The following is a 25,063-nucleotide window of genomic DNA, read 5'->3' on the forward strand; positions in this document are numbered from 1 at the left end:
GATGGATAACGGCGTCCCGCCCCGCAAAGAGCCACGCGCCCGGAAAAGAGAACGCGGGACGTGGATCGGCGCGCAGGCACAATATGTCGCGATACCACACCACCATTGTCTCAACCTGGGTGGTCTGGATGTTAACCTGGTCAAGCCTGCGCACCTGCATATCAGAAGCCTTCCATGAGCTATCCCCTGAAATTCGGACAGTGACGTAAGCTACGATTTGCAGTCTGCTGATCTTCGACGAAAAGGAGATCAGAGATGTCGAAACTCAAGCAACACGCGCTTGAGTTCAAGGCGAAGGTTGCGCTGGAAGCCCTGAAGGGCGAGGGTTGGGGGGGGACCGTCGCGCCAGTGGCGCGGCGTAAGCCAGAACAACGCGGCCGAGCTGGCGAGCTGGTTCGGGGTGCATCTGTTACCGGCAGGTGTTTGCATGCAAACACCGAGAGGCGACGATAATCCATCAATGGAAGCGTGCCCTGCTCGAAGGCGCATCGGGCGTGTTCGAGCGCGGAGGGCGCAAGAAACCCGAGATAGACGAAGAGCAGGTGAAGGAGCTACACGCCAAGATCGGGGAGCTGGCGGTGGTCAACTCTTTTTGGGAACGAAAGCTGAAGCCCTGGGGCGGGAAGTGAGGCGCGGCATGATCGAGCCCGCCGCCCCCCCGGAGCTGTCCATCGGGCAGCAGTGCAAGCTGCTGTCGATCGCGCGCTCGTCCTTCTACGACACGCCAAAGGGCGAGACCGAACGGAACCTCGACCTGATGCGGCGGATCGACGAGCAGTTCCTGGAGACGCCGTTCTTCGGTGTTCGGCAGATGACCTGGCACCTGCGCAACGACGGACACTTCGTGAACGGGAAGCGGATACGCCGGTTGATGCGGCTCATGCGGAAATCGCCGAGATATTGCGCGGGATTTCAGACGCGATGCGCGAGCCGGAGAAAGACGACTACCTCGAAGTGCAGCGGTTCACGCGTTGGACAACTCTATGCCCACGCGCTCCGGTATCGCCCCCGAATGCAACTGGGACGTTCCGATCCTTAGACAGCTGCATATTTCGCCGCGACAGAAGCGAGTGACTGGATCAGCGAAGCTGCGCAGCAGCATTGCAGGTGATCTGAATGGCCGCTATGGGCCGTTCTCTCCCACAGGCCTACAGTCCATGGCGACCTCCTCAATCTCCGAAAGCTTGCCTTGAAGGCGCACGACCATTTCGGCGATCACAGTGCTGCTCTCTTCGATTTTGGGGACCTGGTTCAGTAGGTCTGGAAGGGACGAGACGCTTCCATCACGGCTTCTATTGAATTGAACCATAGGAATGGATCCAAGCGCCAACCATGGGATCTCACAGCTATTTACAGTGTATCGATTTCGAGCCATTACCGCTAAAATCCGGCTTTGTGGGTTATCTTTGGAACGCAAAATGAGCTACAAAAAACCAGTCGTGATACTGGCGAAGGAATTCGGTGAGCGCCTCGCAGCCTTTCGTTTGTCCTGCAATCTGAGGCAGAGCGATATCGCTTCGAAAGCAGGCGTCTCGCGTGGTGTGATCGTCCGCCTCGAGGCCGGCGAGGGAGGGACGATCGATAGCCTGATCCGGATCATGAAAGCCATGGATATCGAAGAGAGGCTCAACTGGCTTGTACCGGACGGCAGGATAAGCCCGTTGGACCCGAGGAGCGAGTTACGCCAGCGCGCACGCCCTCTCCCTGACGAAAACAAGAAAAACGAACCTTGGTCCTGGGGAGACGAGTGATGGTCATGATCCCGCGTATAAATCAAAAGCAGAGACTGATCGGTGCTGTTTTCTGGGGGCGGGTCGGGGGTAAGAGTTCGGTGAGTTCCAATCTCCGAACTGACGCGCGGACGCCACCCTTGTACCAACGCGTCATCATGGAAAGCTTGGAGGCGGTGAGGATCTTGCGCGCGCTGCCCAGGCTGAATCTGCCAGAATGAGAGCGAAGAGCCGCCTCTCCACCGATAGTCGCTCGACGTCGGGGTCATCGCTCCCCGCGTTTCCCGGCGGGCCGTTCCGGTTCGTCGCCCTGGACGTGGAAACCGCGAACCATGATCGCGGCAGTATCTGCCAGATCGGCGTGGCTTGCGTTCTTCCGGACAACGCGATCCGGACCTGGATGACCTACGTCGACCCTCGGACAACCCATTGGGTATTTTCCGGCCTGCACGGGATCACCAACGCCACGGTCACCAGGGCCCCCACATTCGCCGAAGCGCTTCCCGTGCTGCGACAGGCCCTCGATGGCCATACCGTCTATCAGCATTCAGGGTTCGACCGCAGCGCGATCCGTGCCGCTTGTGCCACAGTTGGGTGCGAGGAGCCTGTTTGGGACTGGCAGAACAGCGTCAGCGTCGCCCGCCGGGCATGGCCGGAGCTGAAAGGCAACGGCGGCCATGGGCTGGCTTCGCTGAAGGCCCATCTCGGCCTGAGTTTCGAGCATCACGACGCCGGCGAGGACGCCCGCGCTGCCGCCGAGGTTGTCCTGCGTGCAGAAGGTCTAAGGACGTCCGCACGATGACCGGCGTGCCTGGTTGGGCGATCGGATTGTGCCCATTGGCGCCCGGACCAGTCTGGCCCCTTACCGGATCGCATTTGTCCGGTCGAACCGACCCAAGGCGCCAGTCCGCGCCGCCGTAGCCATATTTGCGAACGAGGGAGACAAGGCATCACGACGAGGCTACCGGAGCTTGCGGTGATTTTCATGGGCAATGGCGGAATCCAGGAGATCAGGATCGGAGGGCGAAGATCTTGACGCCCATGCAATATTGACTGCGAACAGAGACGCACAAAACACCGCTAAACGGCTTTCCTCGCCTAAGTTATTGATAATTAAAAGATACAGTCGTTTTCCACATTCTCGCGGCGCGAAAAAATATGCGCGCCGCGAAAAAATACGCGCTCACCTACACGCCCTCAGAAATCCAGGTTTTCCACGCTCAGCGCGTTTTTCTGGATGAATTCTCGGCGCGGCTCCACGACGTCACCCATCAGCTTGGTAAAGAGGTCGTCCGCTTCGGCCACGTCATCGACCTTGACCTGCAGCAGCGTGCGCGCTTCGGGGTCCAGCGTGGTTTCCCACAGCTGCTCCGGGTTCATTTCGCCCAGCCCCTTGTAGCGTTGCAGGGTCAGGCCCTTTTCGCCCTCGTCCAGGATCGCCTTGAGCAGGCCCAGCGGGCCGTAGATGACCTGTGACCGTTCCTTGCGCACCAGTTGTGCCGCGGTGCCATAGATCTCTTGCAGCGACTCGGTCAGGGTGCCGGTGCGGCGCGCCTCGCCCGACCGCAGCATCGGACCGTCCAGCGTGCGCACCTCTTCGACGCCGCGCAGGATGCGGGCCAAACGGATGCCCTTGTCCTGGGTGATCCGGCCCTGCCAGCCGCGCTCATACTCCAGCGCGATCAGGTCGAGCCGCGCCGCCACCCGGTCGGCGACCCCCTGGAGGTCGGCCTCCACCGCGCCGGGCACGAAAGCCCCCGCAATCGCCGCCTGTTCCAGGATGTGCCGCGGATAATGGGTGGGAAAGGCATCGAGCACGCGACGCAGCTGCCGCGCCTCTTCCACCACCCGCTTGAGGTCGTGACCGACGATCTCTTCGCCCGTGCCCAGGCGCAGAACCGCACCATCGACGCCCTGTTCGATCAGGTATTCGTCCAGCGCCGCCTGGTCCTTGAGATAGACCTCGGACTTGCCTCGGGCGACCTTGTACAATGGCGGCTGCGCAATGTACAAATAGCCGCCCTCGATCAGTTCCGGCATCTGCCGGTAGAAGAAGGTCAGAAGCAGCGTGCGGATATGCGCGCCATCCACGTCGGCGTCGGTCATGATGACGATCTTGTGGTACCGCAGCTTGTCGATGTTGAACTCGTCGCGCCCGATCCCGGTGCCCAGCGCCATCACCAGGTTGCCGATCTCCTGGCTCGACAGCATCTTGTCGAACCGCGCCCGCTCCACGTTCAGGATCTTGCCACGCAGCGGCAGGATCGCCTGGGTCCGCCGGTCGCGCCCGGTCTGCGCCGAGCCGCCGGCGCTGTCACCCTCGACAAGGAAGACTTCGGTCTTGGAGGGGTCCTTTTCCGAGCAATCCTTGAGCTTGCCGGCAAGGAAATTCACGTCCATCGCCGTCTTGCGGCGGGTCAGTTCGCGCGCCTTGCGCGCCGCCTCGCGCGCCAAGGCGGCCTCGACGATCTTGCCGACGATGATCTTGGCCTCGTTCGGGTGCTCGCCCAGCCATTCCGACAGCTTTTCGCCAACCAGGTTTTCCACCGCCGGACGCACCTCGGAACTGACCAGCTTGTCCTTGGTCTGGCTGGAGAATTTCGGATCCGGCACCTTGACCGACAACACGCAGGTCAGCCCCTCGCGGGCGTCGTCACCGGTAAAGTTGATCTTTTCCTTCTTGGCGATACCGCTTTCCTGCGCGTATCGGGTCAGCGTCCGGGTCAGGGCCCCACGAAAGCCCGCCAAGTGGGTGCCGCCGTCGCGCTGCGGGATGTTGTTGGTAAAGGGCAGGACATTCTCGTGATAGCTGTCGTTCCACCACATCGCGACCTCGATCCCGATATCGTCCCGCTCTCCGATGACATAGATCGGCTCGGCCATGATCGACGACTTGGACCGGTCGAGGTACTTGACGAATTCCTTGACCCCACCCTCGTAGAACAGCTCGTTTTTCAGCGGCTCTGCCGGACGTTCGTCCTCCAGCAGGATGCGGACGCCGGAATTGAGAAAGGCCAGTTCGCGCAGGCGTTTCTCCAGCGTTTCAAAGGAGTAATCGAGGTTGGAGAAGGTCTCGGTCGAGGCGAGAAAACGCACCTCGGTTCCGGTGCGGTCGCCGCAATCGCCCACGACCTTCAGATGCTCGGTGCATTCGCCATGCTCGAACCGCGCGACATGCTCCTTGCCGTCGCGCCAGATCCGCAGCTCCAGCCAGACCGAAAGCGCGTTGACCACCGACACGCCGACCCCGTGCAGACCGCCCGACACCTTGTAGGAATTGCTGTCGAATTTGCCGCCCGCGTGCAGCTGGGTCATGATGACCTCGGCCGCCGAAACGCCCTCTTCCTCATGGATGCCAACCGGAATCCCGCGCCCATTGTCCGAGACCGACACGCTGGAATCCGGGTGGATCTTCACCGCCACGTGGTCGGCGTAACCGGCCAGCGCCTCGTCGATGCCGTTGTCAACGACCTCATAGACCATGTGATGCAGGCCCGAGCCGTCGTCGGTGTCACCGATATACATCCCGGGGCGTTTGCGAACCGCCTCCAACCCCTTGAGAACCTTGATGGATTCGGCGCCATATTCGGCCGGCGCCTGATTGCCTTCGGCCATCGCGAAGTTCCTTTGTATTTTTGTGATTTTATACGATTCCTAGGGGGGAATGTCACGTCCCCGCCCCATATTTTGTGTCATGCAAAGGGCAGGTTCAGACCGACACAGATCAGCAGGAACCCGGCCCCCAGATTGAGCCGCCGCAGCGCCGATGGCGCGGTGAGGACCTGCGGCATCCGGTCCACCACGAAGGCAAAGCAGAGATCGCCCGGCGAGAGGGTCATCGCGCCCGCACCTCCGACAGCCCGCCGTGATCCGCCACCTCCAGGTACTGCGCCCGCTCGCCCAGTTCGGCAAACAGCTCGGGGCCGGTGCCGGTCATCCAGGCCTGCGCCCCCAGCGCGCAGATCTCGTCGAACAGCGCCGCCCTCCGCCCGGCGTCCAGATGCGCGGCCACCTCGTCCAGCAGCAGGATCGGCGCATCGCCGTCGCGCGCAGCCAGCGCCCGGGCATTGGCCAGGATCAGCGAGACCAGCAGCGCTTTTTGTTCCCCGGTGGAGCAATCGCGTGCGGCCACCCCCTTGGCGGCATAGATGGCATCGAGGTCGGCGCGATGCGTCCCGACCAGGGTGCGACCGGCGGCGAGGTCGCGCGGGCGGCTACCGGCCAGCGCGGCGCGCAGCGCCTCCTCGCTCTGCGGCATCTCCCCCTCGGCCTGCACCAGGGCCAGTTCCGCCACCGGGAAACCCGTCTCCGCCTCGGCCTGCGCCGTGGTCAGCCGCTCCAGCGCCGCCGCCCGCGCCTGGTGGATCGCGATCCCGGCCCGCGCCATCTGCGCCTCCAGCGCGCCGTACCAGGCGGCGTCGCGGACCTGGTCCCGGAGCAACCTGTTGCGGTCGCGCATCGCCTTTTCATAGGCGAGTGAGGCCTCGGCATGGGCGGGATCGAAACTCATCACCAACCGATCGAGGAATCGCCGCCGCCCATCCGCCCCCTCGGTCCACAGCCGGTCCATCGCGGGGATCAGCCAAACCACCCGCGACAGCCGCCCCAAATCGATCTGCGTTGCCGGTTTTCCGTCGATGCGCACCTGCCGTGCGGCGCCGCTCTCGGACCAGGTCTCGATCTCGTGGGGGCGGCCCCCGGCCCGCAGCCGGCCGGTCAGCTTCCAGCCCAGACTCTCGGGGCGCCGCGCCATCTCACCGGCGCTGGCCCGGCGCAGGCCGCGCCCGGGCGAAAACAACGATACCGCCTCGAGGATGTTGGTCTTGCCGGCGCCGTTGGGGCCGTATATCGCGACCGGCCGGCCGTCGCCCGCGATCCGCGCGGTTCGGTGCGACCGGAAATGCGACAGGGTCAACTCGGTCAGGGCAAGGGACATGGCGGCCCCTTCTTCTCTTTGAAAGTACTCCCGCCGGAGGCGTCGGCGGCGCCGATCACACGCGCATCGGCATGACCACGTAGACGGCGCTTGTGTCGCTGCCTTCGCGCATCAGGGTCGGGTCTCCGGAGGAGTTGAACATGAATACAGCGTTCTCGCGATCCACCTGGCTGGCGATCTCGAGCAGGTATTTCGCGTTGAACCCGATCTCCAGCCGCTCGTCGTTGTAGGCAACCGCCAGTTCCTCTTCCGCCGCACCGCTGTCGGGGGCGTTGACCGAGAGAACCAGCCGGTCCTCGTCAAGCTGCAGCTTGACCGCGCGCGAGCGTTCCGAGCTTACTGTGGCCACCCGGTCGACCGCCTTGGCAAAATCCGCGGCATCCACTTCCATCCGACGGGTGTTGTTCTGCGGGATCACCCGCGAATAGTCGGGGAAGGTGCCGTCGATCACCTTGGAGGTCAGGGTCAGGTCGGGGGTGGCAAAGCGCACCTTGGTCTCGCTGACCGAAACCGCGATCTGCATGTCGTCGTCATCCAGCAGCTTGCGCAGCTCGGCCACTGTCTTGCGCGGCACGATCACACCCGGCATGTCCTCGGCGCCGGCCGGAAGATCGGCGTCGATCCGGGCCAGACGGTGACCGTCGGTGGCCACGCAGCGCAGCACCTTGCCGTCCTCGCCGTCGGCCACATGCATGTAGACGCCGTTGAGATAATAGCGGGTCTCTTCGGTCGAGATGGCGAATTTCGACTTGTCGAACAGCCGCCGCAGCACGGTGGCCGGGGCGGAGAAGTTCGATTGATACTCCGACGAGGCCATGACCGGGAAATCTTCCTTCGGCAGGGTCGCGAGAGAGAAGTTGGAGCGTCCGGCCTCGACCGTGAGCCGCCCGGCGGCGCTGTCGGCGGTGAGGGTCACCAGCGCGCCATCGGGCAATTTGCGGACGATTTCGTGCAATGTGGTGGCGGCCACCGTGGTCGCGCCGGCGCGTTCGACCTGGGCGTTGGCCTTGTCGACCACCTCGATATCCAGATCGGTGGCGCGGAACTGGACCTGGTCGCCCTCGGCCTCGATCAGCACATTCGCCAGGATCGGAATCGTGTTGCGCCGCTCCACCACCGACTGGGCTTGCGCCACGGCCTTCAGAAGCGTGCCACGTTCGATGCTGATCTTCATATTCCCTCACCCTTCGCACCTGCCGGGAGGGGCACACTAGCCGTTTGCCCCTGCGGCACAAGTTTTTTATGGATTTCTCTGCCGGAAAGGCCGGGGCGTCAAGGCCCCGGTGGCCCGGCGGGCGGCATCTGTGGGATTTCCCTGCCGCCCTGCCCCGAGAACCGCCGTTGCCCTAGGCCTCGAGCGCGCGGCGCAGCATCTCCACATCTTCGGCGATCTGGCCGTCGGTCACCTTCAGCTCTTCGATGCGGCGCACCCCGTGCATGACGGTGGTGTGATCGCGCCCGCCGAAGCGGCGCCCGATTTCGGGGAGCGACCGGCTGGTCAGGTTCTTGCACAGGTACATCGCCACCTGCCGCGGCCGGGCGTAGGAACGCACGCGCTTGGGCCCGATGATGTCCGAGAAGCGGATGTTGTAGTAGTCCGAGACCTTGCGCTGGATCTCCTCGATGGAGATCTTGCGCTCGGAGGCGCGCAACACGTCGGCAAGGCAATCCTGCGTCAGCTCCATGTCGATCTCGCGCCCGACCAGGGAGGCAAAGGCGAACAGCCGGGTCAGCGCCCCCTCGAGCACGCGGACGTTGGTGCTGATCCGGTGGGCGAGGAATTCGAGCACCCCGTCCGCGACCTGCAACTCGGGGTAGGAATCGCGGTATTGCAGCAGCTTGCTTTGCAGGATGCCGAGGCGCAGCTCGTAATCGGTCGGGTGCAGATCCACCACCAGCCCGCATTGCAGACGCGAACGCACGCGGTCCTCGAGGTCCTTGATCTCGCCCGGCGCACGGTCGGCCGAGATGATGATCTGCTTGTTCTGATCGACCAGCGCGTTGAAGGTGTGAAAGAACTCTTCCTGCGTGGAATCCTTGCCGGCGATGAACTGCACGTCATCGACCATCAGCACGTCGACCGACCGGAACAGGTGCTTGAAGTCCATCATCTTGCGCTCGCGCAGCGCCTGGACAAACCGGTACATGAACTGCTCGGCGGAAAGGTACAGCACGTTCAGATCGGGTTTCTGTGCCCGCAACTCCCAGGCGATGGCATGCATCAAGTGGGTCTTGCCGAGGCCGACGCCGCCGTAGAGCACAAGCGGGTTGAAGGTGACGGCCCCACCCTCGCTGACACGTCGGGCCGCGGCGTGGGCCAGTTCGTTCGGCTTGCCGACGACAAAGGTTTCAAAAGTGAACCGCGGGTCGAGCGGCGCGGCCTGCAAGGCCTCGGCCAGACCCGAGGCGCCCTCGCCAGCGGCGGCTTTCGCGGCAGCGGGCCGGGTTGCGACCGCAGCCACCGGCGCGGAGTCCGTGGATTCCGGAGCCGCGCCCTTTGCGGCCGGGCGAACCGGCGAATTGGCCGCGACCTGGAATGACAGCCGCTGGACCGTCTCGCCCGAGGTGGCCAGCTCGTACAGAATCAGGTCGGAAAAGTTCTGGTTGACATAGTTGCCCATGAAGCTGGTCGGCACGTTGAAGATCGCGACCCCGTCCTCGAGTTCGGCAAATTCCAGCGGTTCAATCCAGGTTTTGTAGTTGTTCTGACCAACGGTCTTCAAAAGACGTTGTCTCAGCTGACCCCATTTCTCTTGCGTCATTCGGCGCCTCACATTCCGCATCCCCGGCCTTGCGGCCTTTTCTCTGTCATTGACCGGGCAAGCCCGGCAGGATTCACGTCACACGAGGTCCATGCGCCTGCCGCCCATTTCAGGCAGGCGTTACCCCAAAATCGGGGCGTCACAGCAGCGCAGGAACAAGTCCGGGGAAACAGCACCCCGAAGAGAACACCGAAACAGCGCCGCTATACACTCATAGTTCATGACAGGGCCGCACAGCCGAAATTGGCTGACACACAGCAGACCAAACGGAATGAATCGCTTCATTCCCCTCGATATAAGACTCCAAATCGTTCCGATGCCCGTCGGTTCGATCCGAAAGCCGCCTGTCCCCCCAAGCGAGTGAATCGCAGGACTATGGATAGCAAGAGGCGGTGCGGAGCGGCAATGAAACTATGATGTTGACTCAGGCATTGGTCACAAAGAATCTCTCGCAGCTGCGAAATAACCAATCAGCCCAGGCAGGCACGAAAAAAGGCGCCGCGAAGCGCAACGCCTTAATTCAGAACAATTTTAGGTTGTTCCGCTCGCCGTTCAGCCCAGCGCTTTGACGCGGGCCGACAGGCGGGACATTTTCCGGGCAGCGGTGTTCTTGTGGAACACGCCCTTGGTCACGCCGCGCATCAGTTCGGGCTGAACCGCGCGCAGAGCGGCCTGTGCCGCGTCCTTGTCGCCCGATTCGATGGCCTCTTCGGCCTTGCGCAGGAAGGTACGGATGCGCGACCGGCGCGCCTTGTTGACGGCAAAGCGCCGCTCGTTCTGGCGCGCGCGTTTCTTGGCTTGAAGTGAATTTGCCATGTGGTTCTGGCCTTTTCGGGTTCGATTACGTTTCAGATGCGTACAGCCGAACCCGGCCCAGCCACCCCGGTGGGGTGCGATTCTGGCCAAAGCGGGCCGCACGCGCATGTATAGCGGCGCTGATTAGCCAAGTTGGGCGGCTTTGCCAACCGGAAAATCGCGCCGGTGGCAAAGCCCGCCGATTCACTTGTCGCGGAACTGGGCCTGGCGCTTTTCGAGGAAGGCGGCCATGCCCTCTTTCTGGTCCTCGGTCGCAAACATCGAGTGGAACACGCGACGCTCGAACAGGATGCCCTCGCTCAGCGTCGATTCGTAGCTGCGGTTCACCGCCTCTTTCGCCGCCATCGCCGAGGGCATGGATTTCTCGGCGATCTTCTGCGCCGCGCCCATCGCCTCGTCCAGAAGCTTCTTGGCCGGGACGACGCGGCTGACGAGGCCCGAACGCTCGGCCTCTTCGGCCTCCATGAAACGGCCGGTCAGGTTCATGTCCATCGCCTTGGACTTGCCGACGAAACGGGTCAGCCGCTGGGTGCCGCCCATGCCGGCGATGACGCCGAGGTTGATCTCGGGCTGGCCGAACTTGGCGGTATCGGCCGCGATGATGAAATCGCAGGCCATCGCCAGTTCGCAGCCGCCGCCGAGCGCATAGCCTGCCACTGCGGCGATGATCGGCTTGCGGACGCCCGCGACCCGGTCGGTGGCCTCCGCAAACAGGTTCTCGGTGAAGACATCGACATAGCTCTTCTCCGACATCTCCTTGATGTCGGCGCCGGCGGCAAAGGCCTTGTCCGAGCCGGTGATGATGATGCAGCGCACCTTGTCGTTCGCGTCCGCTTCCTTCAGCGCCGCGCAAAGCTCGCCCAGCAGCTGGCCGTTCAGCGCATTCAGAGCCTCGGGGCGGTTCAGCTTGATTAGGGCGACGTGATCGTCCACTTCGACGTTGATCGTCTCGAAGGCCATTTGGCTATCCGCTTTCGCTTGTTGCAATCTGGTGCGATTCCTTACCACGCGCGCCGGGCGGTTCAAGTTATCTTTGGCAGGACGGACAATAGAAGGTTGAGCGCCCCGACTGGACGACACGGCGGATCGTCTCGCCGCAATCCGGGGTGTGACAGGGCGCGCCCTCGCGTCCGTAGACATCGAAGTTGTGCTGGAAATATCCAAGCTCTCCATCGGCTTGCCGGAAATCCTTGAGCGATGACCCACCCGCCGCGATGGCCCGCTCCAGCACGTCGCGAATCGCGGGAACCAGCGACGCGACCCGTGGCGCGGCAATCCGTCCCGCCTTGCGCAGGGGCGAGATTCCGGCCCGGAACAAGGCCTCGCACACATAGATATTGCCCAGCCCGGCAACGATTCCCTGATCCAGAAGCGCCGATTTCACTGGCGTGTTCCGGCCCTGAAAGGCGGCGACCAGATAGCCCTCGTGGAAATCATTGCCCAGCGGCTCCGGCCCCAGCACCGACAACAGCTTGTGCGCCTCAGCCCCGGTGGTGGACATCAGGTCCATCGCACCGAACCGGCGCGGATCGTTGAAGGTGATGCGCGCGCCGTTATCCATGTGGAAGATCACATGATCGTGCTTTTGCGGCGCCGGGTGCTCGTGGACGAAACGCCCCAGCAGGTCGCCCGAGACCGTCATCCGCCCCGACATGCCCAGGTGGATCAGCAGCGTCTCGCCCGAGTCGAGATCGCCCAGCAGGTATTTCGACCGCCGCCGCAGTTGCAGCACGCGGACCCCGGTCAGCCGTTCGGCCATGCGGTCCGGGAACGGCCAGCGCAGATCGGGGCGGTTCACCTCGACCTGTGTCATCACCTGACCCTCCATCACGGGGGCCAGACCGCGACGTACCGTCTCGACCTCGGGCAATTCGGGCATCTTGACGCTCCTCGTGCACCGGGCCGCATTGTGCCTGCCCGCAAGCACCCTATAACAAGGGCGGATCGCAACGAACGGCAAGACCCCATGGTAGACCAGACGGACAAGACCACGCATTTCGGCTTTCAGACCGTGCCGGAAGAGGAAAAGGCCGGGCGCGTTCAGGGCGTGTTCAATTCGGTCGCCTCGAAGTACGACATCATGAACGACGTGATGAGCATGGGCATCCACCGGGTCTGGAAAGACGCGATGATGGATTGGCTGGCGCCGCGCCCCGGGCAGAGGCTGCTGGATGTGGCAGGCGGCACCGGCGACATCTCGTTCCGGTTCCTCAAGCGCGCGGGTCACGGCCATGCCACCGTGCTGGACCTGACCGAACCGATGCTGGTCGAGGGGCGCAAGCGCGCCGAGGCCGACCAGATGGCCGACAGCCTTGATTGGGTGGTGGGTGATGCGATGGCGCTACCCTTTGCCGACAACACCTTCGACGTCTACACGATCAGCTTTGGCATCCGGAACGTGACCCGCCCCGCCGATGCGCTGGCCGAGGCTTACCGGGTGCTGAAACCCGGCGGGCGGCTGATGGTGCTGGAGTTCAGCCAATTGCCCAACCCGGGGATGCAAAAGCTGTACGATCTTTACAGTTTCAACGTCATCCCACGCATGGGCCAGGTGATCGCCAATGACCACGACAGCTACCAATACCTTGTCGAATCGATCCGCAAGTTTCCCGACCAGGAGACGTTTCTGGCGATGATCCGCGCCGCCGGGTTCGACAATGCGAAGTACCGCAACCTGTCGCTGGGCATTGCGGCGCTGCATTCGGGCTGGAAACTGTGAGGGGGCCGCATAACATCTGGCGGCTGATCCGCACCGGCGCCACGCTGGAGCGGACCGGCGCGATGGGCGTGGTGCTCGATGCCTTCGAGGCGCCGCGTGCGGTGCGCATCTTGGCCCATACGCTCGGCAAACCCTTTCAGTGGCTGGGATACAAGGGCAACCCGGAGATGCCGCCGGCCACCCGCGCGCTGACCGCGCTTGGTCCGGCCTATATCAAGTTCGGCCAGGTGCTCTCGACGCGGCCGGATGTTGTGGGCGGCGACCTGGCGCAACAGCTGCGCGTGCTGCAGGACAAGCTGCCGCCGTTTTCCCGCGATGCAGCCATGGCCGAGGTCGAACGCGAGCTTGGCCAGTCGGTCGACGAGCTGTTCACCGAGTTCTCTGAGCCCATCGCCGCGGCCTCGATCGCCCAGGTGCACCGGGCGCGGCTGGCCGATACTGGGCAAGACGTGGCGGTCAAGGTCCTGCGACCGGGGATCGAGCGTGCCTTTCGCCGCGACATCGACGCGTTCTATTTCGCCGCGCGGATCATCGAGTTGTTCGCGCCGGGCGCGCGTCGGCTGCGCCCGATGGACGTGATCACCCATTTCGACGGGGTGGTGCAGGGCGAGCTGGACCTGCGGCTGGAAAGCGCCGCCGCCTCGGAGTTTGCCGCCAACACCGGCGACGACGAAGGCTTTCGCTTGCCGCCGATCCTGTGGAACCATTCGGCGCGCCGGGTGATGACGCTGGGCTGGGCCGATGGCATCGCGCTGGGCGACAACGATGCCCTCGACGCCGCCGGCATCGACCGGGCGGTGCTGGCCCAACGGGTGCTGCAACTGTTCCTGAAACATGCGCTGCGCGACGGGTACTTCCACGCCGACATGCATCAGGGCAATCTCAAGGTCGCCACCAACGGAGACCTGATCGCCTATGACTTCGGCATCATGGGCCATATCGACGAATATACCCGCCGGGTCTATGCCGAGATCCTGTTCGGGTTCATCCAGCGCGACTACAAGCGGATCGCCGAGGTGCATTTCGAGGCCGGCTACGTACCCGCCGACCGCGACGTGGATGAATTCGCCCGCGCGCTGCGCGCGGTGGGCGAGCCGATCTTCGGCATGGATGCCACCCGGATCTCCATGGGGCGGCTGCTGTCCTATCTCTTCGAGGTGACCGAACGTTTCGGGATGGAAACCCGGACCGAGCTGATCCTGCTGCAACGGACCATGGTCGTGGTCGAGGGGGTCTCACGCTCGCTCGATCCGCATATGAACATCTGGGAGGTCGCCAAGCCGGTGGTCGGGGATTACATAAAGCAGTCCATCGGCCCGCGCGCGATGCTGTCCGACCTGCTCAAGACCGCGCGGGTGATGTCGCGGTTCGGGCCGCGCCTGCCGGGACTGGTGGAATCGGCGCTGATCGCCCAGACCCACGACAGCGCGCAGCGGCCAAACAATGGCCCCTCGCCGGTGATCGCCGGCCTGCTTGGCCTGGGCCTTGGCGTCGCGGCGACGGTGGCGGCGGTGGTTCTGCTGGGCTGAGATCGCCGCTAAGAAAAGGGCGCGCCGCCTGTTCGACGCCGCGCCCGGTTTGGTTTCGTCATTGAGGCCGAAGCGGAATCAAATCCGCTCGATCGCCAGCGCGATGCCCTGCCCGCCGCCGATGCACATGGTGATCAGCGCGCGGGACCCGCCGGTGCGCTCCAGCTCGTACATCGCCTTGACGGTCAGCAGTGCGCCGGTGGCGCCGACCGGGTGGCCCAGCGCGATGGCGCCGCCGTTCGGGTTGACCTTGGCCGGGTCGAAGCCAAGCTCGTTGCTGACTGCCAGCGCCTGCGCGGCAAAGGCCTCGTTGCTCTCGATCAGGTCGAAATCCCCGGCCGAAAGCCCGGTCTTCTTGAACAGGTTCTGCACCGCCGGGATCGGACCGACGCCCATCACCTCGGGCCGCACGCCGGCATGGGCATAGCCCAGTACGCGCGCCTTGGGCTTCAGCCCGGCATGATCCGCCGCCGCCGCCGTCGCCAGCACCACCGCCGCGCCGCCGTCATTGATGCCCGAGGCGTTGCCGGCGGTGACGGTGCCGTCCTTCTTGAACACCGGGCGCAGGCCGGCCAGCCCCTCGGCGGTGGTCTGCTTGGGGTGCTCATCGACCTTGAACTCGACCATGTCGCGCTTGACCTTGACCTCGACCGGCGTGATCTCGCGCTCGAAATAGCCGGCCTCGATTGCCTTGGCAGCGCGAAGCTGGCTTTCCAGCGCGAATGCGTCCTGTGCCTCGCGGCTGATGCCATGCTCATCGGCGACGTTCTCGGCGGTGACGCCCATGTGGCCGTTGCCGAACGGGCAGTTCAGCGTGCCCAGCATCATGTCGAGCGATTTCACGTCGCCCATCTTCGCGCCCCAGCGGGCCTGCGGCATGATGAAGGGGCTGCGCGACATGCACTCGGCACCACCGGCAAGGGCGAACTCCGCATCGCCCAGCATCAGGGCCTGTACCGCCGACACGATCGCCTGCGCGCCCGACCCGCACAACCGGTTGACGTTCATCGCGGGCGTTCCGCTTGGAACCCCGGCCTGCATCGCGGCCACCCGCGACAGGTACATGTCGCGCGGTTCGGTGTTGATCACATGGCCAAAGACCACATGCCCGATCTGGGCGCCGTCCACGCCCGAGCGCTCCAGCGCGGCCTTGGCCGCCACGGTGCCAAGCTCGATCGGCGGGGTGCCGACCAGCGCGCCGCCAAAGGTGCCGATGGCGGTGCGGGCACCGTCCAGAATTACGATGTCGGTCATGTATCTCTCCCGAGTCTTGGAATTTGGCGCAGTATGCAGCCGCGGAATGCCGCTGTCTGCCGAAACGTTCCGTAACGCAAGGCGCCCCCGCGCGCCATGCGCCGGACCGTCACGCGAGGGCGGCCGGAACCGATTGACAGATGCGCCGACCCCGGTCACAAATTCCACCATGACGGAAACTGCTGACGACATCCTGTCCCGCCTGCCCGACCGGCTGAAACAGGCCCGCCGCGACAAGGGGCTGTCGCTGGAGGCGGTGGCGCGGCTCTCGGGCGTGTCGCGCTCGATGGTCAGCCAGATCGAACGCGGCGAGTCCAGCCCCACCATCGCCACCCTGTGGAACCTGACCCGCGCCTTGCAGGTGGATTTCGCCGGGCTGCTGGAACAGGACGCGGGCCGCGAACGGATCGACGTTCTGCGCGGTGACGAGGTGCCGCAGATCGACAACATGGGCGAGGGATGCCGCATCCGCATCCTTTCCCCGCCGGAAGAGGCCGGCCGGCACGAGGTCTACGACATCACCTTTGCTTCCGGCGGCAGCCTGACAAGCCAGCCACACCAGCACGGGGCGGAAGAGGCGCTGACCGTGCTGGACGGGCGGGTGCGGGTCACCTCAGGCACGGCAGAGGAGGTGCTGGCCACCGGGGATACCGCCCGCTATCGCGCCGACATCGACCATGCAATTGCCGCCGAAGGGGGCGCCGCACGGGTCTTCCTGATCGTCAAGAACGCCTGACATCACCAGATTTTCCGTTGTAACGGATTTTTATCCGTTTTGACGTACATTCTTCTTGGGGCACCTCCGAACCTGTGCTAGCCTTTCGGCAACCACGGAGGGCACCATGTCGGATCGATTCCTGACCCAGATTTCCCGAACGCTCGCGCAGATCGAGGCCGAGGGGCTGTACAAGCGCGAGCGGATGATCACCTCGCCCCAGGGCGGAGAGATCGATGTGGGCGACGCCCATGTGATCAACCTCTGCGCCAACAACTACCTCGGCCTTGCCGATCACCCCGCCCTGATCGCGGCGGCGAAACGGGCGCTGGACGAGCGCGGCTTCGGCATGGCCAGCGTGCGGTTCATCTGCGGCACGCAGGACATCCACCGCGCGCTGGAGGAACGGCTGGCCGGTTTTCTCGGGATGGAGGACGCGATCCTTTACGCCGCCTGTTTCGATGCCAACGGCGGGCTGTTCGAACCGCTGCTGGGGCCAGAGGACGCGATCATCTCGGACGCGCTGAACCATGCCTCGATCATCGACGGCATCCGCCTGTGCAAGGCGAAACGCTATCGCTATGCCAACTCCGACATGAACGATCTTGAGCAGCAGTTGCAAAAGTCGCGGGCCGCGGGCGCGCGCCACATCATGATCGCCACCGACGGCGTGTTCAGCATGGACGGCCACCTGGCCAAACTACCCGAGATCCGTACGCTGGCGGATCAATACGGCGCGGTGCTGATGGTCGACGATTGCCACGCCACCGGCTTCATGGGGCCGAACGGGGCCGGCACGCCGGATCACTTCGGCACCAGCGTCGATATCCTGACCGGCACGCTGGGCAAGGCATTGGGCGGCGCCATCGGCGGCTATACCGCCGGGCCGCGACCGGTGATCGACCTGCTGCGCCAACGCTCGCGGCCCTACCTGTTCTCCAATTCGCTGCCGCCCGCCGTGGTGGCCGCCGGGATCGAGGCGATCGGACTGATCGAGGCGGGCGAGGCCCTGCGCAATCGTCTGCACGACAACGCCGCCTATTGGCGCGCGGGGCTGGCCGGGCTGGGATTTGACCTGCTGCCGGGCGAACACCCCATCGTGCCGGTGATGCTGGGCGAGGCGAAACTGGCGCAACAGATGGCCGCGCGGCTGTTCGACGAGGGGGTCCATGTCTCGGGATTCTTCTACCCGGTGGTGCCCGAGGGACAGGCGCGCATCCGCACCCAGATGAACGCCGCCCTGACGCGCGACGAGCTGGACCGCGCGCTTGCCGCCTTCGAGGCGGCGGGCAAGGCCTGTGGTGTGATCCGATGACCCGGACCATGAAGGCGCTGGAGAAATCGTATCCCCGCGAGGGGCTGTGGCGGGTCGAGGCCCCGGTGCCCGAGATCGGCCCGGACGACGTGCTGATCAAGGTGCGCAAGACCGGCATCTGCGGCACCGACGTGCACATCTGGAACTGGGACGACTGGGCGCAGCACACCGTGCCGGTGCCGCTGATCACAGGGCATGAATTCGCCGGCGAGATCGTCGCGCTGGGGCGCAATGTCGACGACCTCGAGATCGGCCAGCGCTGCAGCGGCGAGGGGCATCTGATCGGCCACCTGTCACGGCAGGCCCGCGCCGGGCGGTTCCACCTGGACCCGGAAACGCGCGGCATCGGCGTGAACGAACAGGGCTGTTTCGCGGAATACCTGAAACTGCCGGCCTTCAACGTTGTCCCCCTGCCCGATGCGATCCCGGACGAGATCGGCGCGATCCTCGATCCGCTGGGCAACGCGGTGCACACCGCGCTGAGCTTCGACCTGGTGGGCGAGGACGTACTGATCACCGGCGCCGGACCGATCGGCATCATGGCCGCCGCCGTGGCCCAGCACGTGGGCGCGCGGCACGTGGTGATCACCGACGTGAACCCCTATCGCCTGGCGCTGGCGGAAAGGGTCACCGATGTCGTCGCGGTGAATACGGCAGAGACCGATCTGCGCGACGTGATCTCGGACCTTGGAATGAAACAGGGCTTTGACGTCGGGCTGGAAATGTCGGGCAACCAGGTCGCGCTGGAACAGATGGTCGAGGCGCTGGTGATGGGCGGGCGCGTCGCCATGCTGGGCCTGCCACCGGGCAAATCGCAGGTGGACTGGCGCCGCATCGTGTTCAAGGCGTTGACGATCAAGGGGGTCTACGGACGCGAGATCTTCGAGACATGGTACAAGATGATCGCCATGCTCGAAGACGGGCTGGACATCACCCGCATCATCACGCACCGCTTCGGGGCGGAGGCGTTCGAACAGGGGTTCGCCGCGATGCGCTCGGGCCAGAGCGGCAAGGTGGTGCTGGACTGGACCGGGTGAGGGGGCGCTGCCCCGTCTCCTGCGGAGACTCCCCGGGATATTTCGAGTGAAAGGAAGATCCGAGACATGGCATTGACGTCGATCCTTGACGCAATCGGAAACACGCCGGCGGTCTGGCTGGACCGGCTGGTCGCGGCGCGCGGGCTGGAGGGGCGGATCCTGGCCAAGCTGGACTACCTCAATCCCGGCTTTTCCAAGAAGGACCGCGCGGCGATGGGCATCATCGAGGCCGCCGAGGCCAGCGGTGCGCTGGCGCCGGGACAGGTGGTGGTGGAACTGACCAGCGGCAACATGGGCACCGGCCTGGCCATTGTCTGCGCGATCAAGGGCTATCCTTTCGTGGCGGTGATGAGCCGGGGCAACTCGCCCGAACGGGCGCGGATGATGGCCGCGCTGGGGGCCGAGGTGGTGCTGGTCGACCAGGCGCCGGGATCGGTGACGGGCGAGGTTTCGGGCGCCGATCTGGCCCGGGTCGAGACAGAGGCGCAGCGGATCACGCAGGCACGCGGGGCCTTTCGTGCTGACCAGTTCGGCCATCCGGGCAACGCGGCGGCGCATGAGGAAACGACCGGACCGGAACTGTGGGCGGATTCGGATGGCACGCTGACGGCGTTTGCCGATTTCGCCGGCTCGGGCGGCACCTATGGCGGCACGATCCGGGCACTGAAGGCACGCAACCCGGACCTGCGCGGCTACCTGGTCGAGCCGGAGGGCGCGGCGGCGCTGTCGGGCCAGGCGGTGTCGCAACCGGGCCACCCGATCCAGGGCGGCGGTTACGCGATGGCCGCGCTTGACCAACTGGCTGGCGCGCCAGTGGATGGCTATCTGGCCATCAGCGGCGAGACGGCGCGGGAGACTGCCCGCGCACTGGCCCGCGAAGAGGGAATCTTTGGCGGGTTCTCCGGCGGCGCCAACGTGGCCGCCGCGCTGGAATTGCTGGCGGGGCCGGAACAGGGCGGCGTGATCGGGGTGATCATCTGCGACAGCGGGCTGAAATACCTCTCGACCGACCTCTGGCCCTAAGGGGTCAGCGGCACCCGCCCCGCGTCGGTGAGCAGCCAGCAGTCGCGCCCCTCGAACACCGCCGGATGCACCGGGCGGCCGTATCCGGCACCGCCGTCAAGGTCGACGCGATTGCCGAAGTGTTGCGGGTACTCCAGCGCGGTATGACCGTGCACCACCAGCCAGGAATGCGGACGCGGGTCATCAAGGAACGGGTCGCGAATCCAGATCAGGTCCTCCGGATCCTGCGCCTCGAGCGGCACGCCGGGCCGAATGCCCGCATGAACGAACAGCAACCCGTTGCGTTCGACGTGGCGCGGCAACCCGTCGAGAAACGCCAGGTGTTCCGACGGCACGGCCTCATGCGCGGCGGCGCACAGCTCCGGCAGGGGCATGTCGTCAACGGCCGCCACCCCGTAGGAGGCCAGCGTTGCCAGCCCGCCGACGCGCGGATGGGTCCAGGTCACGCGGGACTTGATCCGCGCGTTTTCCTCTGTCGCGTCCACCAGGAACCGGCGGAACATGTCATCATGATTGCCGCGCAGGACCTGCCAGGGCCGACCAGCCGCCTGCCCCTGTATCAGCCGGTCGATCACGCCGCGGCTGTCGGGGCCGCGATCCACAAGATCGCCGAGGAAAACGACCCTGGCCTCCGGCCCGCCATCGGCGGCGATCAGGGCAAGGGCGCGATCAAGTTGATCGAGGTGTCCGTGGATATCGCCCACGGCATAGATCGGGTCGGTCATGCAAGCGGTCCTTTCGGCTGTCTTGATGCCCGAACCGCCCGGCGACGAAAAGGGGTGATCGGCCGCATCCCCGACGAGGATGCGGTCGGGCGCTACTGCGGATCAACGGAATCGGTCGCCAGAACGCGCCTGGCTTCAGGCGCCCGCGACGAAATGGCCGAGCCAACAGGGATGAACCTCAAATGAACGGATTCGCGCGGCGCCCTCACGACGCCCTTCGAGGCGGACCCGGCACGCAAGGCCCGCCCGCGTCTTAGCGACGCGGCGGGGGCATTTCCCTTGGGCACACAGGGTGGATAGAACCTATATCGCTGCAAACGATGCGGGCCGCGCTGTGGCCCGCGCGTCCTGGCGACAAGGGGGGAGTCTTATGTCGGGAACGATCTCGTATATTACCGGCGGCATCCGGCGGGGGGCGCTTTGGGCCATCCTCGCCCTTGGTGCCGGTCCGGCGCTGGCCGATGTGCTGGAAATCCAGCCGGTGGCGCCAGATGTCTGGGCGCTGATCGGGCCGATGGACCAACGCGATTCCGAGAACCTCGCCAACAACGCCACCTTCGGCTTGGTCGAGACCGCCGATGGCGTGGTGCTGATCGATCCCGGCGGGTCATGGGCCGGTGCGGCGATGATCGACGCGGCCATCGACAAGATCACCGATGCGCCGGTCACCCATGTGATCGACTCCGGCGGGCAGGATCACCGCTGGCTCGGCAATGGCTATTGGCAGGCACAGGGGGCCACCGTGATCGCCTCCGAGGCCGCCGTCGCCGACCACGCGGATCGCGGCTCGATGCAGATGACAGCGCTGGCCGGTTTCCTCGGCGACCGGCTGGCGGGGACCGTGCCGGCCTATGCCGATGTCCGGTTTGCCGACAGCCATACATTGGAGGTGGGCGGGCTGACATTCGAGATCACCCATGCCGGTCAGGCCCATACCCCCGGTGACAGCTTTGTCTGGCTGCCCGCGCGCGACGTGATGTTCACCGGCGATATCGTCTATGTCGACCGGCTGCTGGGGGTCGGGCCGCAGTCCAACGTGAAAAGCTGGATCTCGGTGTTCGAGGCGATGGCGGCGCATGCCCCAGCGCATCTGGTGCCCGGCCACGGCCCGGCCACGACGCTGGAGCGCGCACGCGCGGATACCTATGATTACCTCGTCAACCTGCGCAGCCGGATCGGCGCCCTGCTGGAGGAAGGCGGTGACATCATGTCGGCGCCGAAAATCGACCAGTCGGCGTTTTCCGGGCTGGCCCAGTTCGAGGCGATGGCCGGGCGCAATGCCCAGGCCACCTATGAAGAGATGGAGTGGGAATAGGGCGCCGCGCCCGTCCTGACCCGAAATGGGAGAGCACGCCATGGGATGGATGGACTTCGTCGCCGCCTTCGCGGTGTTCCTGCTGAGCCATTCGCTGTTGCTGCGCCCGCCGATCAAGGGGCCGCTGGTCGTGCTGTTGGGTGCGCGGGGCTTCACGCTGGCCTACTCGCTGCTGTCGATCCTGATCCTCGCCTGGTTGATCCGCGCGGCGGGCGAGGCGCCTTGGGTCGGGGTCTGGCCCCGGGCGACATGGCAAACCCATGCGACGCTGACCTTGATGGCGCTGGTCTGCCTCGTGCTGGCGCTCGGCCTCGGTCGGCCCAACCCGTTTTCCTTCGGGGGGATGCACAACGAGGCATTCGATCCCGACCGCCCCGGCGTGGTGCGCTGGGTGCGGCACCCGGTGCTTCTGGCGCTGGCGCTCTGGGCCGGGGCGCACCTGTTGCCGAACGGGGATCTGGCACATGTACTTCTGTTCGGGATGTTCGCCGGGTTCGCGGTGATGGGCATGGGCCTGATCGACCGGCGCAAACGGCGCGAGATGGGGGCGGAGCACTGGCAGGCGCTGCGCGCGCAGGTGGCCGCCGCGCCGCTGGTCGCGGCGCCGCAAAGCTGGGCGATGCTGGGGATACGGCTGGCACTGGGCGTGGCGGGCTATGGTGCGCTGATCGCGCTGCATCCGTCGGTGATCGGCGTCTCGCCGCTGCCGTGAGGGGGCGCAGCTACCAGGGGATCGGTTCGCCGGCCCAGTCGAGAAACCCGCCGGTGTCCTCGGGGGGCAGCCCGTCGATCACCCGCAGCAGGGCCTGCGCGGCCTGTTTCGGCGTCACGGTGGGGTGACCGCCGGCGAAGCGCCGGGTCAGCTCCGTTTCCACCGTGCCCGGATGCAGGCAGGTGACGCAGGCGCGCGGGTGGCTGCGCGCCAGTTCGATGGCGGCCCCGTGGATCAACTGGTTCAGCGCCGCCTTGGAGGCGCGGTAGCTATGCCAGCCGCCCAGCCGGTTGTCACCGATCGAGCCGACCCGCGCCGAGAGCGCGGCAAAGACCGAGGGGCGATCGCGCGGCAACAGGTGCAGCGCGTGTTTCAGCACCAGCATCGGCCCGATGGCGTTCACCGCGAATTGCGCCGCCAGCGCCCCGGCCGTGACCTGACGGATCGATTTTTCCGGCCGGTGGCCGTCGGCGGCAAGAACGCCCGTGGCGACAAGGACCAGCTCCTGCGGCGCGGTGAGCTTCCCCAGCACCCGTTCGATCGAGGCCTCGTCGGTAAGATCGAGCCCGTCGGCGCGCCGCGACAGCCGGGTAACGCAGGTGCCGCGCGCCGCCAGCGCATCGGCCAGCGCGCCGCCGATCCCGCCCGAGGCGCCGATGATCACAGCCGTTTCCATGACGCTCAGCTATGGCGGTGCGAAGCTGTGTCAAATTCGCTGTGCGACGGCGCCCGCGCCCTCTGGGCAATTCGCGCCCCGGATCGGGGAATCCCGGACGCAAATCGTACGAAACCGGATGGTGCGTGCGTCTACTCTGCCGCCAGGTGCTTCTCGCCCCGAGCATGGGCCAGCGCGATCTGTTTCTGGCGTTCGCGAAAGCGCGCCTTGTCCGCCTCCGAGGTCTCGTCGATGCACAGGTGGCAGGAGACGCCAGCCTCGTATTCCGGGCGGGCCTTGTCCTCGGGCAGGATCGGGCGGCGGCAGCCGTGGCAGAGCTCATGCGGGCCCTCTTTCAGCCCGTGGCCGACCGACACCCGGTTGTCGAAAACGAAACACTCGCCCTGCCAGGTGCTGTCCTCTTCAGGCATCTCCTCGAGATAGCGCAGGATGCCGCCCTTGAGGTGATAGACCTCGTCCACCCCCTGACCCAGCAGGAAGTTGGTGGATTTCTCGCAGCGAATGCCGCCGGTGCAGAACATCGCGATCCGCTTGTTGTGGAAACGGTCCTTGTTCTCTGCCCACCAGGCGGGAAAATCGCGGAAACTGTCGGTTTCGGGATCGACCGCGCCTTCGAAGGTGCCGATCGCCACCTCGTAATCGTTGCGGGTGTCGATCAGGGCCACGTCGGGGCTGCGGATCAGGTCGTTCCAGTCCTGCGGCTCGACGTAGTGGCCGACGCGGGCGCGCGGATCGACGTCCGGCTGGCCCATGGTCACGATTTCCTTCTTCAGCCGCACCTTCATCCGGGCAAAAGGCGGATGGTCGCTGACCGCCTCTTTCCACTCCAGGTCGGAACAGCCGGGAAGCGCGCGGATATGGGCAAGCACCGCGTCGATGCCGGCGCGGGGGCCGGCAATGGTGCCGTTGATCCCCTCGCGCGCCAGAAGCAGCGTGCCCTTGACCCCTTGCGCGAGGCAGAGATCGAGCAGCGCCGACCGCAGCGCGGCGGGATCGGCGAAACGGGTGAAGTGATAAAGCGCGGCAATCGTGTACATGGGCGCGGATTTAAGCGGTCTGGCCGGCCTGGGCAAGTGCGCAGATCGGCGCGGCCATTGACTAGGGCACGGCGGCTTTCTACCCCTTGGGCAAAGGAGAGCGACCATGACCCATGCCCTGATCGTCATCGACGTGCAAAACGACTTCTGCCCCGGCGGTGCGCTGGCAGTGCCCGAAGGCGATGCGGTGGTCGATCCGATCAACGCGATGATGCCCGATTTCGACGCGGTGATCCTGACGCAGGACTGGCACCCGGCGGGGCATTCCTCGTTCGCATCGTCGCATCCGGGCACGGCGCCCTATGACATGATCGACATGGCCTATGGGCCGCAGGTGCTCTGGCCCGATCACTGCGTTCAGGGCACGCCAGGCGCCGCGTTTCACCCGCGCCTGCGGGCCGACGGCGACCTGATCATCCGCAAGGGATTCCGGGCCCAGATCGACAGTTACAGCGCCTTTTTCGAGAACGATCACGAGACCCCGACCGGGCTGGACGGCTACCTGCGCAGCCGCGGGATCGAGCACCTGACCATGGTCGGGCTGGCGACCGATTTTTGCGTGCATTTCTCGGCCGTGGATGCCGCGAAGCTCGGGTTCGAGGTCACCGTGCGACTGGATGCCTGCCGCGCCATCGACCTTGACGGGTCGCTTTCCGCCGCGCTCGGGGCGATGAAAGAGGCCGGCGTCACCCTCTCCTGAAGGAATTGTTAACGATCGGCTGGCTAACTGAACCGGGGGGTCAGGTTCAGCCGAAAGGGATC

At 65.3% G+C, this 25,063-nt stretch carries 25 protein-coding genes; 13 read left to right on the plus strand and 12 right to left on the minus strand.

The features are described from left to right. Positions 1-494 precede the first annotated feature (494 nt). The 4 genes from ABWV23_RS13105 (at position 495) to ABWV23_RS13120 (ending at position 2,532) form a co-directional block, all read left to right on the plus strand. Complete coding sequence (locus tag ABWV23_RS13105) at positions 495-629, plus strand: hypothetical protein (protein WP_353348435.1); 135 nt, start codon at positions 495-497, stop codon at positions 627-629. A gap of 8 nt (positions 630-637) precedes the next feature. Further along, positions 638-1,039 carry an IS3 family transposase gene (locus ABWV23_RS13110; protein ID WP_353348437.1) on the plus strand — a complete coding sequence of 134 codons (402 nt, stop codon included), beginning with the start codon at positions 638-640 and terminating at the stop codon, positions 1,037-1,039. Positions 1,040-1,418: 379 nt separating this feature from the next. Continuing rightward, positions 1,419-1,751: a helix-turn-helix domain-containing protein gene (locus ABWV23_RS13115; RefSeq protein WP_353348439.1), complete on the plus strand. Its 333-nt coding sequence runs from the start codon at positions 1,419-1,421 to the stop codon at positions 1,749-1,751. Positions 1,752-1,947: 196 nt separating this feature from the next. Further along, positions 1,948-2,532 (plus strand): exonuclease domain-containing protein, encoded by a 585-nt coding sequence (locus tag ABWV23_RS13120; protein WP_353348441.1) that lies wholly within the window; start codon positions 1,948-1,950, stop codon positions 2,530-2,532. 395 nt (positions 2,533-2,927) lie between these two features. On the opposite strand, the gene gyrB is transcribed toward ABWV23_RS13120, so the two are convergent. From gyrB to mutM, 8 genes are all read right to left on the minus strand, one after another. Continuing rightward, positions 2,928-5,345, minus strand: coding sequence for a DNA topoisomerase (ATP-hydrolyzing) subunit B (gene gyrB, locus ABWV23_RS13125; protein WP_353348443.1), 2,418 nt, complete (start codon positions 5,343-5,345; stop codon positions 2,928-2,930). Between the two features lie 77 nt (positions 5,346-5,422). Then, positions 5,423-5,569, minus strand: coding sequence for a hypothetical protein (locus ABWV23_RS13130; RefSeq protein WP_353348445.1), 147 nt, complete (start codon positions 5,567-5,569; stop codon positions 5,423-5,425). Beyond that, complete coding sequence (gene recF, locus ABWV23_RS13135) at positions 5,566-6,666, minus strand: DNA replication/repair protein RecF (protein ID WP_353348447.1); 1,101 nt, start codon at positions 6,664-6,666, stop codon at positions 5,566-5,568. Before recF ends, ABWV23_RS13130 begins: the two co-directional genes overlap by 4 nt. Before the next feature lie 55 nt (positions 6,667-6,721). Then, a complete protein-coding gene (dnaN, locus tag ABWV23_RS13140; protein ID WP_353348449.1) occupies positions 6,722-7,840 on the minus strand; it encodes a DNA polymerase III subunit beta in 1,119 nt (372 codons plus the stop codon). Between the two features lie 172 nt (positions 7,841-8,012). After that, positions 8,013-9,428: a chromosomal replication initiator protein DnaA gene (dnaA, locus tag ABWV23_RS13145; RefSeq protein ID WP_353348451.1), complete on the minus strand. Its 1,416-nt coding sequence runs from the start codon at positions 9,426-9,428 to the stop codon at positions 8,013-8,015. Between the two features lie 552 nt (positions 9,429-9,980). After that, complete coding sequence (gene rpsT, locus ABWV23_RS13150; RefSeq protein ID WP_353348453.1) at positions 9,981-10,244, minus strand: 30S ribosomal protein S20; 264 nt, start codon at positions 10,242-10,244, stop codon at positions 9,981-9,983. Between the two features lie 183 nt (positions 10,245-10,427). Further along, positions 10,428-11,204 carry an acryloyl-CoA hydratase gene (gene acuK / locus ABWV23_RS13155; protein WP_353348455.1) on the minus strand — a complete coding sequence of 259 codons (777 nt, stop codon included), beginning with the start codon at positions 11,202-11,204 and terminating at the stop codon, positions 10,428-10,430. Positions 11,205-11,271: 67 nt separating this feature from the next. Next, a complete protein-coding gene (mutM, locus tag ABWV23_RS13160; protein ID WP_353348457.1) occupies positions 11,272-12,123 on the minus strand; it encodes a bifunctional DNA-formamidopyrimidine glycosylase/DNA-(apurinic or apyrimidinic site) lyase in 852 nt (283 codons plus the stop codon). A gap of 87 nt (positions 12,124-12,210) precedes the next feature. On the opposite strand from mutM, the gene ubiE reads away from it, so the two are divergent. Next, positions 12,211-12,963, plus strand: a complete 753-nt coding sequence (gene ubiE, locus ABWV23_RS13165) for a bifunctional demethylmenaquinone methyltransferase/2-methoxy-6-polyprenyl-1,4-benzoquinol methylase UbiE (RefSeq protein ID WP_353348459.1) — start codon at positions 12,211-12,213, stop codon at positions 12,961-12,963. Further along, the gene (gene ubiB, locus ABWV23_RS13170; protein WP_353348461.1) at positions 12,960-14,492 is read left to right on the plus strand and encodes a 2-polyprenylphenol 6-hydroxylase; all 1,533 of its coding nucleotides are present in this window, start codon (positions 12,960-12,962) and stop codon (positions 14,490-14,492) included. The genes ubiE and ubiB overlap by 4 nt, the downstream gene beginning before the upstream one ends. Before the next feature lie 78 nt (positions 14,493-14,570). On the opposite strand, the gene ABWV23_RS13175 is transcribed toward ubiB, so the two are convergent. Next, on the minus strand, positions 14,571-15,746 hold the full coding sequence (locus tag ABWV23_RS13175; protein ID WP_353348463.1) for an acetyl-CoA C-acyltransferase family protein: 1,176 nt from the start codon (positions 15,744-15,746) through the stop codon (positions 14,571-14,573). 169 nt (positions 15,747-15,915) lie between these two features. On the opposite strand from ABWV23_RS13175, the gene ABWV23_RS13180 reads away from it, so the two are divergent. From ABWV23_RS13180 to ABWV23_RS13195, 4 genes are all read left to right on the plus strand, one after another. After that, positions 15,916-16,482 carry a helix-turn-helix domain-containing protein gene (locus tag ABWV23_RS13180; protein ID WP_353348465.1) on the plus strand — a complete coding sequence of 189 codons (567 nt, stop codon included), beginning with the start codon at positions 15,916-15,918 and terminating at the stop codon, positions 16,480-16,482. A 106-nt stretch (positions 16,483-16,588) separates the two neighbouring features. Next, entirely contained in the window at positions 16,589-17,776 is a 1,188-nt protein-coding gene (locus ABWV23_RS13185; RefSeq protein ID WP_353348467.1) for a glycine C-acetyltransferase, read from the plus strand. Then, positions 17,773-18,813 carry an L-threonine 3-dehydrogenase gene (gene tdh / locus ABWV23_RS13190; protein WP_353348469.1) on the plus strand — a complete coding sequence of 347 codons (1,041 nt, stop codon included), beginning with the start codon at positions 17,773-17,775 and terminating at the stop codon, positions 18,811-18,813. The genes ABWV23_RS13185 and tdh overlap by 4 nt, the downstream gene beginning before the upstream one ends. Before the next feature lie 66 nt (positions 18,814-18,879). After that, a complete protein-coding gene (locus ABWV23_RS13195) occupies positions 18,880-19,836 on the plus strand; it encodes a PLP-dependent cysteine synthase family protein (RefSeq protein WP_353348471.1) in 957 nt (318 codons plus the stop codon). Here ABWV23_RS13195 and ABWV23_RS13200 read toward each other — a convergent pair. Next, on the minus strand, positions 19,833-20,561 hold the full coding sequence (locus ABWV23_RS13200) for a metallophosphoesterase family protein (RefSeq protein WP_353348473.1): 729 nt from the start codon (positions 20,559-20,561) through the stop codon (positions 19,833-19,835). The two genes, ABWV23_RS13195 and ABWV23_RS13200, sit on opposite strands and share 4 nt — an antisense overlap. A 370-nt stretch (positions 20,562-20,931) precedes the next feature. Here ABWV23_RS13200 and ABWV23_RS13205 point away from each other — a divergent pair, with 370 nt between their 5' ends. Together ABWV23_RS13205 and ABWV23_RS13210 are read left to right on the plus strand one after the other, a co-directional pair. Continuing rightward, entirely contained in the window at positions 20,932-21,876 is a 945-nt protein-coding gene (locus tag ABWV23_RS13205) for an MBL fold metallo-hydrolase (protein WP_353348475.1), read from the plus strand. A 40-nt stretch (positions 21,877-21,916) separates the two neighbouring features. Next, on the plus strand, positions 21,917-22,588 hold the full coding sequence (locus ABWV23_RS13210) for an NnrU family protein (protein WP_353348477.1): 672 nt from the start codon (positions 21,917-21,919) through the stop codon (positions 22,586-22,588). Between the two features lie 10 nt (positions 22,589-22,598). Here the strand turns inward: ABWV23_RS13210 and ABWV23_RS13215 are convergent, their stop codons facing one another. Then, a complete protein-coding gene (locus tag ABWV23_RS13215; protein WP_353348479.1) occupies positions 22,599-23,264 on the minus strand; it encodes an SDR family NAD(P)-dependent oxidoreductase in 666 nt (221 codons plus the stop codon). A gap of 131 nt (positions 23,265-23,395) precedes the next feature. Next, positions 23,396-24,301: an oxygen-dependent tRNA uridine(34) hydroxylase TrhO gene (gene trhO / locus ABWV23_RS13220; RefSeq protein ID WP_353348481.1), complete on the minus strand. Its 906-nt coding sequence runs from the start codon at positions 24,299-24,301 to the stop codon at positions 23,396-23,398. A 106-nt stretch (positions 24,302-24,407) separates the two neighbouring features. Between trhO and pncA the strand changes: the two genes are divergently transcribed. Continuing rightward, positions 24,408-25,001, plus strand: coding sequence for a bifunctional nicotinamidase/pyrazinamidase (gene pncA / locus ABWV23_RS13225; RefSeq protein ID WP_353348483.1), 594 nt, complete (start codon positions 24,408-24,410; stop codon positions 24,999-25,001). The last annotated feature ends 62 nt before the right edge of the window (positions 25,002-25,063 follow it).

Origin of the sequence: Aquicoccus sp. SU-CL01552, from assembly GCF_040365005.1 — a bacterium.
GTDB lineage: Bacteria > Pseudomonadota > Alphaproteobacteria > Rhodobacterales > Rhodobacteraceae > Antarcticimicrobium.

Excerpts from the sequence above, each read along its gene's own strand:
- pncA (WP_353348483.1), top strand. The coding sequence starts at position 24,408 with ATGACCCATGCCCTGATCGTCATCGACGTGCAAAACGACTTCTGCCCC.
- ABWV23_RS13200 (WP_353348473.1), bottom strand. The coding sequence starts at position 20,561 with ATGACCGACCCGATCTATGCCGTGGGCGATATCCACGGACACCTCGAT.
- acuK (WP_353348455.1), bottom strand. The coding sequence starts at position 11,204 with ATGGCCTTCGAGACGATCAACGTCGAAGTGGACGATCACGTCGCCCTA.
- ABWV23_RS13180 (WP_353348465.1), top strand. The coding sequence starts at position 15,916 with ATGACGGAAACTGCTGACGACATCCTGTCCCGCCTGCCCGACCGGCTG.
- ABWV23_RS13175 (WP_353348463.1), bottom strand. The coding sequence starts at position 15,746 with ATGACCGACATCGTAATTCTGGACGGTGCCCGCACCGCCATCGGCACC.
- ABWV23_RS13120 (WP_353348441.1), top strand. The coding sequence starts at position 1,948 with ATGAGAGCGAAGAGCCGCCTCTCCACCGATAGTCGCTCGACGTCGGGG.
- recF (WP_353348447.1), bottom strand. The coding sequence starts at position 6,666 with ATGTCCCTTGCCCTGACCGAGTTGACCCTGTCGCATTTCCGGTCGCAC.
- ABWV23_RS13205 (WP_353348475.1), top strand. The coding sequence starts at position 20,932 with ATGTCGGGAACGATCTCGTATATTACCGGCGGCATCCGGCGGGGGGCG.
- gyrB (WP_353348443.1), bottom strand. The coding sequence starts at position 5,345 with ATGGCCGAAGGCAATCAGGCGCCGGCCGAATATGGCGCCGAATCCATC.
- ABWV23_RS13130 (WP_353348445.1), bottom strand. The coding sequence starts at position 5,569 with ATGACCCTCTCGCCGGGCGATCTCTGCTTTGCCTTCGTGGTGGACCGG.
- ABWV23_RS13210 (WP_353348477.1), top strand. The coding sequence starts at position 21,917 with ATGGGATGGATGGACTTCGTCGCCGCCTTCGCGGTGTTCCTGCTGAGC.
- ABWV23_RS13115 (WP_353348439.1), top strand. The coding sequence starts at position 1,419 with ATGAGCTACAAAAAACCAGTCGTGATACTGGCGAAGGAATTCGGTGAG.
- ABWV23_RS13185 (WP_353348467.1), top strand. The coding sequence starts at position 16,589 with ATGTCGGATCGATTCCTGACCCAGATTTCCCGAACGCTCGCGCAGATC.
- ABWV23_RS13195 (WP_353348471.1), top strand. The coding sequence starts at position 18,880 with ATGGCATTGACGTCGATCCTTGACGCAATCGGAAACACGCCGGCGGTC.
- tdh (WP_353348469.1), top strand. The coding sequence starts at position 17,773 with ATGACCCGGACCATGAAGGCGCTGGAGAAATCGTATCCCCGCGAGGGG.
- ABWV23_RS13110 (WP_353348437.1), top strand. The coding sequence starts at position 638 with ATGATCGAGCCCGCCGCCCCCCCGGAGCTGTCCATCGGGCAGCAGTGC.
- dnaN (WP_353348449.1), bottom strand. The coding sequence starts at position 7,840 with ATGAAGATCAGCATCGAACGTGGCACGCTTCTGAAGGCCGTGGCGCAA.
- dnaA (WP_353348451.1), bottom strand. The coding sequence starts at position 9,428 with ATGACGCAAGAGAAATGGGGTCAGCTGAGACAACGTCTTTTGAAGACC.
- ABWV23_RS13215 (WP_353348479.1), bottom strand. The coding sequence starts at position 23,264 with ATGGAAACGGCTGTGATCATCGGCGCCTCGGGCGGGATCGGCGGCGCG.
- mutM (WP_353348457.1), bottom strand. The coding sequence starts at position 12,123 with ATGCCCGAATTGCCCGAGGTCGAGACGGTACGTCGCGGTCTGGCCCCC.
- ubiE (WP_353348459.1), top strand. The coding sequence starts at position 12,211 with ATGGTAGACCAGACGGACAAGACCACGCATTTCGGCTTTCAGACCGTG.
- rpsT (WP_353348453.1), bottom strand. The coding sequence starts at position 10,244 with ATGGCAAATTCACTTCAAGCCAAGAAACGCGCGCGCCAGAACGAGCGG.
- trhO (WP_353348481.1), bottom strand. The coding sequence starts at position 24,301 with ATGTACACGATTGCCGCGCTTTATCACTTCACCCGTTTCGCCGATCCC.